General features: G+C 45.3%; 7 protein-coding genes. 2 read left to right on the top strand and 5 right to left on the bottom strand.

Features of this window, described 5'->3' with window-relative positions; translation table 11 throughout:
* Positions 1-194 precede the first annotated feature (194 nt).
* Positions 195-1,031 carry a metallophosphoesterase gene (locus QUB25_RS11780; protein WP_333183450.1) on the top strand — a complete coding sequence of 279 codons (837 nt, stop codon included), beginning with the start codon at positions 195-197 and terminating at the stop codon, positions 1,029-1,031.
* Positions 1,032-1,187: 156 nt separating this feature from the next.
* Here QUB25_RS11780 and rppA read toward each other — a convergent pair whose 3' ends face one another.
* The 3 genes from rppA to QUB25_RS11765 all read right to left on the bottom strand — a co-directional run bounded on the left by rppA (position 1,188) and on the right by QUB25_RS11765 (position 3,001).
* Positions 1,188-1,874 carry a two-component system response regulator RppA gene (gene rppA, locus QUB25_RS11775; protein WP_333183449.1) on the bottom strand — a complete coding sequence of 229 codons (687 nt, stop codon included), beginning with the start codon at positions 1,872-1,874 and terminating at the stop codon, positions 1,188-1,190.
* Between the two features lie 52 nt (positions 1,875-1,926).
* Positions 1,927-2,577, bottom strand: coding sequence for a glutathione S-transferase family protein (locus QUB25_RS11770; protein ID WP_333183448.1), 651 nt, complete (start codon positions 2,575-2,577; stop codon positions 1,927-1,929).
* A 157-nt stretch (positions 2,578-2,734) separates the two neighbouring features.
* Entirely contained in the window at positions 2,735-3,001 is a 267-nt protein-coding gene (locus QUB25_RS11765; RefSeq protein WP_333183447.1) for a hypothetical protein, read from the bottom strand.
* A gap of 198 nt (positions 3,002-3,199) precedes the next feature.
* Between QUB25_RS11765 and hisG the strand changes: the two genes are divergently transcribed.
* Positions 3,200-3,844: an ATP phosphoribosyltransferase gene (hisG, locus tag QUB25_RS11760; RefSeq protein WP_333076539.1), complete on the top strand. Its 645-nt coding sequence runs from the start codon at positions 3,200-3,202 to the stop codon at positions 3,842-3,844.
* Positions 3,845-3,992: 148 nt separating this feature from the next.
* Here hisG and QUB25_RS11755 read toward each other — a convergent pair whose 3' ends face one another.
* Positions 3,993-5,453, bottom strand: a complete 1,461-nt coding sequence (locus tag QUB25_RS11755) for a response regulator (RefSeq protein WP_333041134.1) — start codon at positions 5,451-5,453, stop codon at positions 3,993-3,995.
* Positions 5,454-5,679: 226 nt separating this feature from the next.
* Complete coding sequence (locus QUB25_RS11750) at positions 5,680-7,893, bottom strand: ATP-binding protein (protein WP_333183446.1); 2,214 nt, start codon at positions 7,891-7,893, stop codon at positions 5,680-5,682.
* Positions 7,894-8,435: the final 542 nt, after the last annotated feature.

The raw sequence follows: 8,435 nt of genomic DNA, 5'->3' as shown, positions 1-8,435 counted from the left end.
CCTGGCACATCTCTTGATGAAGTTATTCGTGCTTATTGTGCAGAAAGAGTGTCTCATACTTATTTGAAATGACTATAGTAGTCATTAGTCAGATGACAAAAGGAAAAGGGAAGAATATCTCGTTTGGCAGTCTTGCTTGCTTGTTTATTTGCTAAGCTAGATGTGGCGATCTGTCACCAATAAACCTTAGATTTATGCACAGGTTATTAACTGGGAAACTGCGAGTAGAGTATTTAACAATACCGATAGCCAATCTTCCAGCAAATCTATCCGGTACTAAAATTGTACAGCTTACTGACTTTCACTATGACGGGGTGCGGCTGTCGGAATGGTTGCTACAAGAGGCGATTGCTGCGGCCAATGAAACTGAACCCGACCTGATTTTTTTAACCGGTGACTTTATTACCTACGATCCCGCACCTATTTACGACTTAGTGCAGCGATTGAAAAACTTGCAAAGTCGGGTGGGAATTTACGCGGTTTTGGGCAATCACGACCACTATTGGCCTGGGGCAAAGAGAGAGGTTGCTAATGCTTTAAATACCGTCGGGATTCGGGTTTTGTACAACGAAGCAATCTATCCTTTGGGGCCAGAATTTGCTTTAGTTGGGTTAGCAGATTTTTGGTCGGGCGATTTTGCGCCTAAACCTGTAATGGCATCAATAAATCCCGCGATTCCTCGGATTGTATTGTCTCACAATCCTGATACTGCTGAAAAGCTGCAAAATTGGCGTATTGATTTGCAGTTGTCGGGGCACACTCACGGCGGTCAAATCGTTATTCCTGGTATCGGCCCTTTGTACGCTTGGGTCAGAAAAATTGGCTATTTTATTCCTAAAGGAATCCGAAAGTTCATTCCTTTTATGTCGGCTTGGGATCGAGTAGTTACTCACTGGGAATGGGCTAGCGGTTTGCATCAGGTTGGGAGTAATTTGCTGTACGTGAATCGCGGTTTGGGAACTTATTCGCCGGGAAGGCTATTTTGTCCTCCGGAGGTGACAGTAATTACTTTGGTTTGTCAAGATACGTAAAGGCTGGTTTAGGGTGCATACATTCCTGATAATAGATAATATAGCAGAAGGAAAAAGGAAGTTCGGCAACGGATTCGCTTTCTTCGGATGTAACGGATGTCAGGAAGAAGGAAGAGGGAAGAAGTAAAAATGATTTTTGTACAATTTATATTATTTTTAATTGGCTTCTCCAAAGCGATAGCCTCTGCCGTAGACTGTGTGAATTAGCACCGATTCGCCGGGGGCTTCTATTTTGCGGCGCAGCAGGCGAATTTGAGCGGCTAATACATTGCTGCTGGGTTTTTCTGCTTCACTCCACAAATACTGGTGCATTTGTTCGTGTGTTAGCAATTGACCGGTATGGCGCATTAAGTATTCTAATAACTGGCATTCTTTTTCTGATAAGTCAATTGTGCGATCGCCCCGATAAGCTAATTGATTGTCGTAGTCTAGCTGTAAATCTGCAACTTGCAGCCGCCCGACAGCAACCTCGGCATCAAAAGTAGGAGGCCGCCGCAGCAAGGCGCGGACTCTGGCTAGCAGTTCTCGCAGTTCAAAAGGTTTGACTAAATAGTCGTCTGCACCCGCGTCGAGTCCTTGTACGCGATCGTCTACGGTATCTTTGGCGGTGAGAAATAGCACTGGCGTATTCCGTCCTTGCGATCGCAACTTCTGGCAAATTGCCAGTCCGGTTTGTCTCGGCAGCATCCAATCCAAAATTAGCAAATCGTAATTGCCCTGCATTGCTAAATTGCTGCCACTTGCTCCGTCAAATGCCACATCAACTGTATAACCTTCGCGCGTTAAGACTCGACTCAAAGGGTCAGTTAACTCAACTTCATCATCAACTAAAAGAATCCGCATCCTGATTTCAAATTTGAGATTTGAGATTGTAGGTTAAGTAAACTGATTTGTACTAGATTTTAATGTGTGGAATACTTTCCGTTTCGCTCCAAGCTGCTGCTACCCATTCCTGGATTGCAGGCAAGGCTAAAATCGCATCCGCATAAGCTTTTGCTGATGAATCTAGTTTGACTCCGTAGGTGACAAAACGCATGACAACGGGGGCAAACATAGCGTCAACAATTGTGAATTTTCCGAACAGCATATTGCCGCCTGTCCCGAATTTTTGACGGCATTCGCGCCAAATGGCAAAGATGCGATCGATATCTGCTTCGACACCGGCAGTCATCCCTTCTCCCGGATAGCGGTTGCGGCAATCCATCGGCATATTTTCGCGCAAATTTTGGAACCCCGCGTGCATTTCGGCGCAGATGGAACGGGCGATCGCCCGTTCCGCTACATCTGTCGGCCACAAATCATTTGCAAAGCGATCGGCAACGTATTCGCAAATTGCTAAAGATTCCCACACTTTCAAGTCGCCGTCGATTAAAACTGGCACTTTTCCCGATGGAGAATAGCGGCGAATTTCTTCATTGGTTGTCGGCCAGTCTAAGGGGATTCTCACCTCGGCAAATTCCAGTCCAGCTTGTTTCATCGCCAGCCAAGCGCGCAGCGACCAAGAGGAATAATTTTTATTACCAATAACAAGTGTCAATTCGGTCATAGTTTAGCTGTCAGCTATTGGCGATCGCCAGTTAAATTTTAAGTTTTAGAGTTGAATACACAAAGGCATGAGACTGAATGAATGACGCTCATCTTCGAGGGCTTCGCTAACGCGCGATCGGCCCGTTTCCTGCACTAGCCTCTGCAAGCATTTTAGATTAACAGCCTCCCAGCGTTCCGCGTTTTTCTGCAAACTTCGATCGGGGGGCTGTATCGAACACACTTGATTTGGCATCGAATGATCTGTCTGTGTGGATTTTGGCATCGTTAGCGGTAGGTACGGTCACTGTATAGTGCATTTCCTCGGCCTCTACACCACCGCCTGAGAGGATTTTATCTACTGTAATTTTTTTTAGGGAAGCCGGGTCTACATTGTGAAATTTTCTGTCAAATTGTTGACTCTCAAACTCTTGATTGTTTTCCATACTGACCGCCATTGAAAAACGTGACGACATCAAAACTTACTAAATATAATATATACCCAAACAAAGGATCGAGCAATAGCCAAAATTTATTTTTCGCTATGAACTCTATGTGTTATTCTGAGTTTGGTAAAAGCTGTTTCTGCTTAGACCGCGATCGCCCCCTTCCCAAATTTAGAAATTTACACTCTAAAAATTGACATGATTACTGTTGCACTTCCCAAAGGCGGATTGTTAGGAGATAGCATTCGGCTGTTTAAATCGGTTGGATTAGACTTCAGTGCTTTTCTCGATTCCTCTAACCGACAACTTCAAATTTATGACCCGACCGGCACTGCCAAAGCTTTGCTAGTAAGGACGCACGACGTGCCAGTTTATGTGGAATACGGTCAAGCGGATTTGGGTATTGCTGGCTATGATGTTTTGCGGGAAAAAAAGCCGAAAGTTGCCAATTTAATTGATTTAAAATTTGGCAAGTGTCGGCTGTCGGTGGCGGTGAAGGAATCTAGTTCTTATCGACGAACTGTGGATTTACCTCCTCACGGTAGAGTTGCTTCAAAATTCGTACACTGTGCAAGGGAATATTTCCACAATTTGAATTTGCCGGTGGAAATTGTGCCGCTTTACGGTTCTGTGGAGTTAGGGCCGATTACGGGTATGTCGGAGGCAATTGTGGATTTAGTTTCGACTGGCAAAACTTTGCGAGAAAATGGTTTGGTGGAAATTGATGTTTTGTTTGAAAGTTCAGCTTATTTGATCGGTCATCCTCTGAGTTACCGTTTGAATGCGGGGGGGGTGAATGAGTTGATCGGGAAGTTGAGAGAGCAAGTTTTGACGACTGTTTGATGCTAACTCCAATTAGAGTAGACCTATTGCATAAATCTTTCATTGATAGGGAAAGCACAGACGCAACGCAGATGCAATGCAGGATAGTGATCGACTTTTTCAATAGGTATTAACTATTGTGGGGTGGGCTTCAAGCCCGCCCTAAACGTTAAATCGAACTGCTATTTGCAGGGAGAAAACCTAGTTTTTCCTGGCAGCGATTTATATAAAAACTGACGACTGTATCAGCAGGGTTTTGTTCGATTAGTTGCTGAAAATACCCCAAGGCTGCGACAAATCTTTCGGATTGCCATCCTTGAATGCCTTTGTCAAATAAACTCTGGGTAAGCTGCTTTGCCTCAGAGTCTGGACAGGAGGCTGCCCAGATTTCGTAGATTTCAATAGCTTCCTGCTTGCCGCGCGGGGTTACTCGATCGATCCAGCGATAGTAATAATTGTTGCGGGGCAAATGGCTGTCAGCAGCCGTCGCCCCAGAAGTAGAAATAATACTCTCCTGTGTTTCCACTTCTAAGTCGCACTTTAATAATAGACTTTCTTTTGAGTGGGAGTTGGAACTTATGCCATTTAGAAATTCTCTCGCATGAACGATCGCATTTTCGCTAACAATAATTTGGCAGCCGTATATTTTAGTTAAATTTTCTAACCGAGAAGCTGTATTTACCACATCGCCGATGACTGTAGAGTCCATGCGGCGATCGGAACCTAAAGTGCCGATCATGCCGATACCTGTGTTAATTCCCGTACCAATATTGACGGGAGATTCTAAATTGTATTGGTGGCGACTGGCATTAAATTCTTGCAAAGTTTCTTGCATTGCTACTGCGGCTTCGATCGCATCCATGGCGTGAGAATTTGGCTTGTCAAATACTGCCATGATTGCATCGCCTAGGTATTTGTCAATAAACCCGCCGTGAGACGTTATGCACTCGTTCATTTTAGTAAAAAAAGCGTTCAACCATTCAAAAGTCTCGCGAGCTTGTTGAGATTCAGCGATCGCAGTAAACCCGCGAATGTCACAAAATAAAACAGTCAGCTCTTCTTCTGTGGCATTGCCCAACTGAATAGATTCTATTCCTTGCGGCGCAATTCGCTCTAGAATTTGCTCTGGCACAAATAGCTGAAATTTTTCTGAAAGATATTCGTTGGCTTCCCAAGCTGCGGCGATTTGGCGTTTGCTTTGCTCTCTGACTTGCTGGTTGAATAGGGAAGATACAGCTTGCGATCGCATTTGACTCAACTGCAAAATATTTTCCACTTTCGCCAGCAACAAACGACTGTTAAAAGGCTTTGTCAAATAATCATCGGCCATCATTTCTAACCCTTTGATGCGAGACATATCGTCATCGAGGGCCGTCAAAAAAATCACCGGTACAGTTTGCAATGCCGTATCCTTCCGCAGGATCTCGCACACATCAAAACCGTCCATCTCTGGCATCATAATATCTAGTAAAATTAAATCGGGTCGAGAGGCGCGGGCAAGGGAGAGCGCTTCATGGCCAGATAGCGCTGATACTGTAGCGTATCCTTTCAGGTGCAATAACTCTTCCAGTAAAGTCAGATTAGCTGGCTCGTCATCAACCAACATGATGCAGGGCGACTTGTTTGACATGGAATATGATATAATATATTGAATTTAGCTCGGGAGTTGCGCGTGGGGAAGCTCGAAAACGGGTTGATTGGTATATTTCTCCTTACTAAACTCGATATTTTTCGTAGGAACAGGCTTTCGGAGGCAAGTGCGGGCAAGTCATATAGATATTTATCTACTATTGAGTTTAACCTTTGTTGTTATCAATTATCATAAATGGCAGTGCTGGAACTGCAAATAATTATTGTTAGCCAAGAAAAGAACGGACAGTAGCGATCGTCAAATTCAAATCCAGTGGCTTGCTCAAATAAGCAGAAGCGCCAGCTTCCAAACATCGCTCACTGTCACCGGGCATCGCCATCGCCGTCACCGCAATCATCGGTACCGAATCCCAGACAGGATCTGCTTTAACTCGGCGCATCAACTCAAAGCCGTCAACATCCGGCAACTGAATGTCCATCAAAATCAAATCCGGCAGCAACTCCGGGGCTGCAGAGGCGGCGAGAATACGATCGGCCATCGCCTTCCCATCTGCGATTATCTCTACCCCGTACCCCTCCAATTCCATCACCTCAGAAATTAACATTTGGTTAAAAGGCTGGTCTTCGACAACCAAAATCCGCTTCCTGGCAATTGGTAAAGCAATCGCAGAAGCAGGAACTAACTTGGTATCCAAAGCACAAGAAGCAAAGTTTCCCAACTGTTGACGTATCTCCGTCAAAGGCAGCCAAACGCGGAAAAGACTTCCCCGATCGCAAACAGATTGGAAAGAAACAGTTCCCCCGTGTAATTCTGCCAGACGCTTAGTCAAAGCCAAACCCAAACCTGTACCTTCGTGCCTCCGAGTCAGGGAAGAATCCACCTGTTGAAAAGGTCGAAATAACAAGTGCCAGCGGTCTTGAGGAATGCCGATGCCGGAGTCTTTCACCTCAAAACAAAAATAAGGAGTGCTGGCATTTACAGGAGAACAATCCGGTCGGTAGTCGCCGTCTATTTCGCTGCCGTAGGCCAGACGCCCGCTGAGTTTAACTTGTCCCTGTTCGGGGGTAAATTTGATGGCATTGGAAAGTAAATTAATCACAATTTGTCGCACTCGCCGTTCGTCGAGCCAAACTTTAGTAATACGGTTGTCGAGTTCTAAAGACAAACCGATTCGCTTTTTCTCGGCCCGTGGCTGCATCATTTTCAGACAGTCTGTCGCGAGTTCTTGAACGCGAACAGGCTGTAAGTTTAGTTCTACTTTCCCCGCTTCAATTTTAGAAAGATCGAGAATATCGTTGATTAGCTGCAACAAGTGCTGGCCGCTTTTTTCGATCAGTTCTACATAGTTGATTTGTCGATCGCTCAACTGTCCGGCTGTTTGCCGCAGCAGCAAGTCAGAAAAGCCCAGAATGCTGTTCAGAGGCGTCCGCAATTCGTGGGACATCGAGGCTAAAAACTCAGATTTCAACTGAGAAGAATACTCTAATTCTTCATTAACTTGGCGCAGGTTTTCTTGTGTCTGAGCCCGCTCGATCGCCGCCCCCAAGGTCCGGCAAGCAGCCTCCAGCACTTCTTGGTTGAGGGCGGTTTGCAGTTTTTTGACGTTGCGGGACTCCAGCGTCAGTACGCCAATAATTGTACCGTCGGTGGCTGCGATCGGAAAAATGCCCAGTTGTCCAATTCCTGGATGCCGAAATTTCGGCACGGCATTGGGATGTTGGGCATAATCCTCTACGAACAAAGGTTTACCAGTTTTCACCACTTCCCACAGCAAACCGATGCCGTAGGGAATGCCTTGGTCGAGCAATTCTTGCATTGCTGCGACTACTGGTTCCCCGTAAGTAGCCAGAAATTGACCAGAAATGTGGTTGGAAATCGCCGCTGCTTGCCGATCGTTTCCCTTGCCGCTAATCACCTTGACATCTCCGAAAGCAGCATTCATTGCCTCTACTAGATAGGTGAGGGCAAACTGACCTATTTCTTGCAAACTGTCAGACTTTTGCAGGCGTTCGGTTAAACCTAAAAGAAAGCTCAGCCGCCTGACTTCTGCGTTCAAGCTAGCTTGGGAGTTTTGGTATACCGTAACGTCTCGAAAGGTTAACAGCCGTCCGCCACTGTTGGTAATCGTGGCGCACACCTCCAAACAAACCGCATTGGATTGCTCGAAATAAAATGATAAACTTTCATGCTGAGATGTTTCGAGTGCTTGCTGAAACTCTTGCCACTGTTGAACAGATAAGTAACCCCGATCGACAATTTCCGCAAACAGCAAGTGGCACTTCGGCTTTGTTTCCAGCCATTCTGGGGACAGTCCCCAGATTCCCGCCAATTTTTTGTTAAACAAAACTAAGCAATCAGACGAGTCGAACAGAGCGATCGCATTGTCTACTTGATTGAGAATCAGTTCTTGGTCTGCCCTCAACTGGTGCAAGTCTCTCTCCATTTTCTCTGTGTGTTTAGCTCTTAGTTTCGTTGTCATAACTTTCTAGGGATATGGCAAGAGTTATTTTATAACTCCTTACTTAAGGTGACATAATTTTATGTTTTTGGGCAGTGAGGGCGATCTATCGGTCTTGTGATCTGAGACACTTGCTGGTTTCGGAGGGCGATCGGAATCCGCTTTGAACTGCGTCGGCTACACTGCTTAATCATGAGGCAATAAGGAGGGAAAGCATTATGACAGAAGCAGAATCTTTTAATAACAATGCTGTCGAACTTGATGGCATCTGACTTGAAACTCTTGTGTCCAACCCTGTGCTAAACTGACCCATAATAAAAACTAATTCCGATGATAAGAAATCAGCATATAGCAATCATAAGTCATTTGTGAATTTCTTACGGACTCCCAGCGGGTTCGGGGAGGGTTGGGGTGGGGTAAAAAATTTACGACTCCTGCAAGGATTGCTATATGTCAAATGCAATCATGACCTTACCCTTAAATTTTCTTAGCAATAACTTGATGATTGGGATTAACTGCTCAAGCAAGTATTGGATTCAAAAACATAGGCATAAGGCGCGCCC

This window comes from Microcoleus sp. B3-D7 (assembly GCF_036705305.1).
Lineage (GTDB): Bacteria > Cyanobacteriota > Cyanobacteriia > Cyanobacteriales > Microcoleaceae > Microcoleus.
This window is presented reverse-complemented; position numbering and strand designations above follow the sequence as displayed.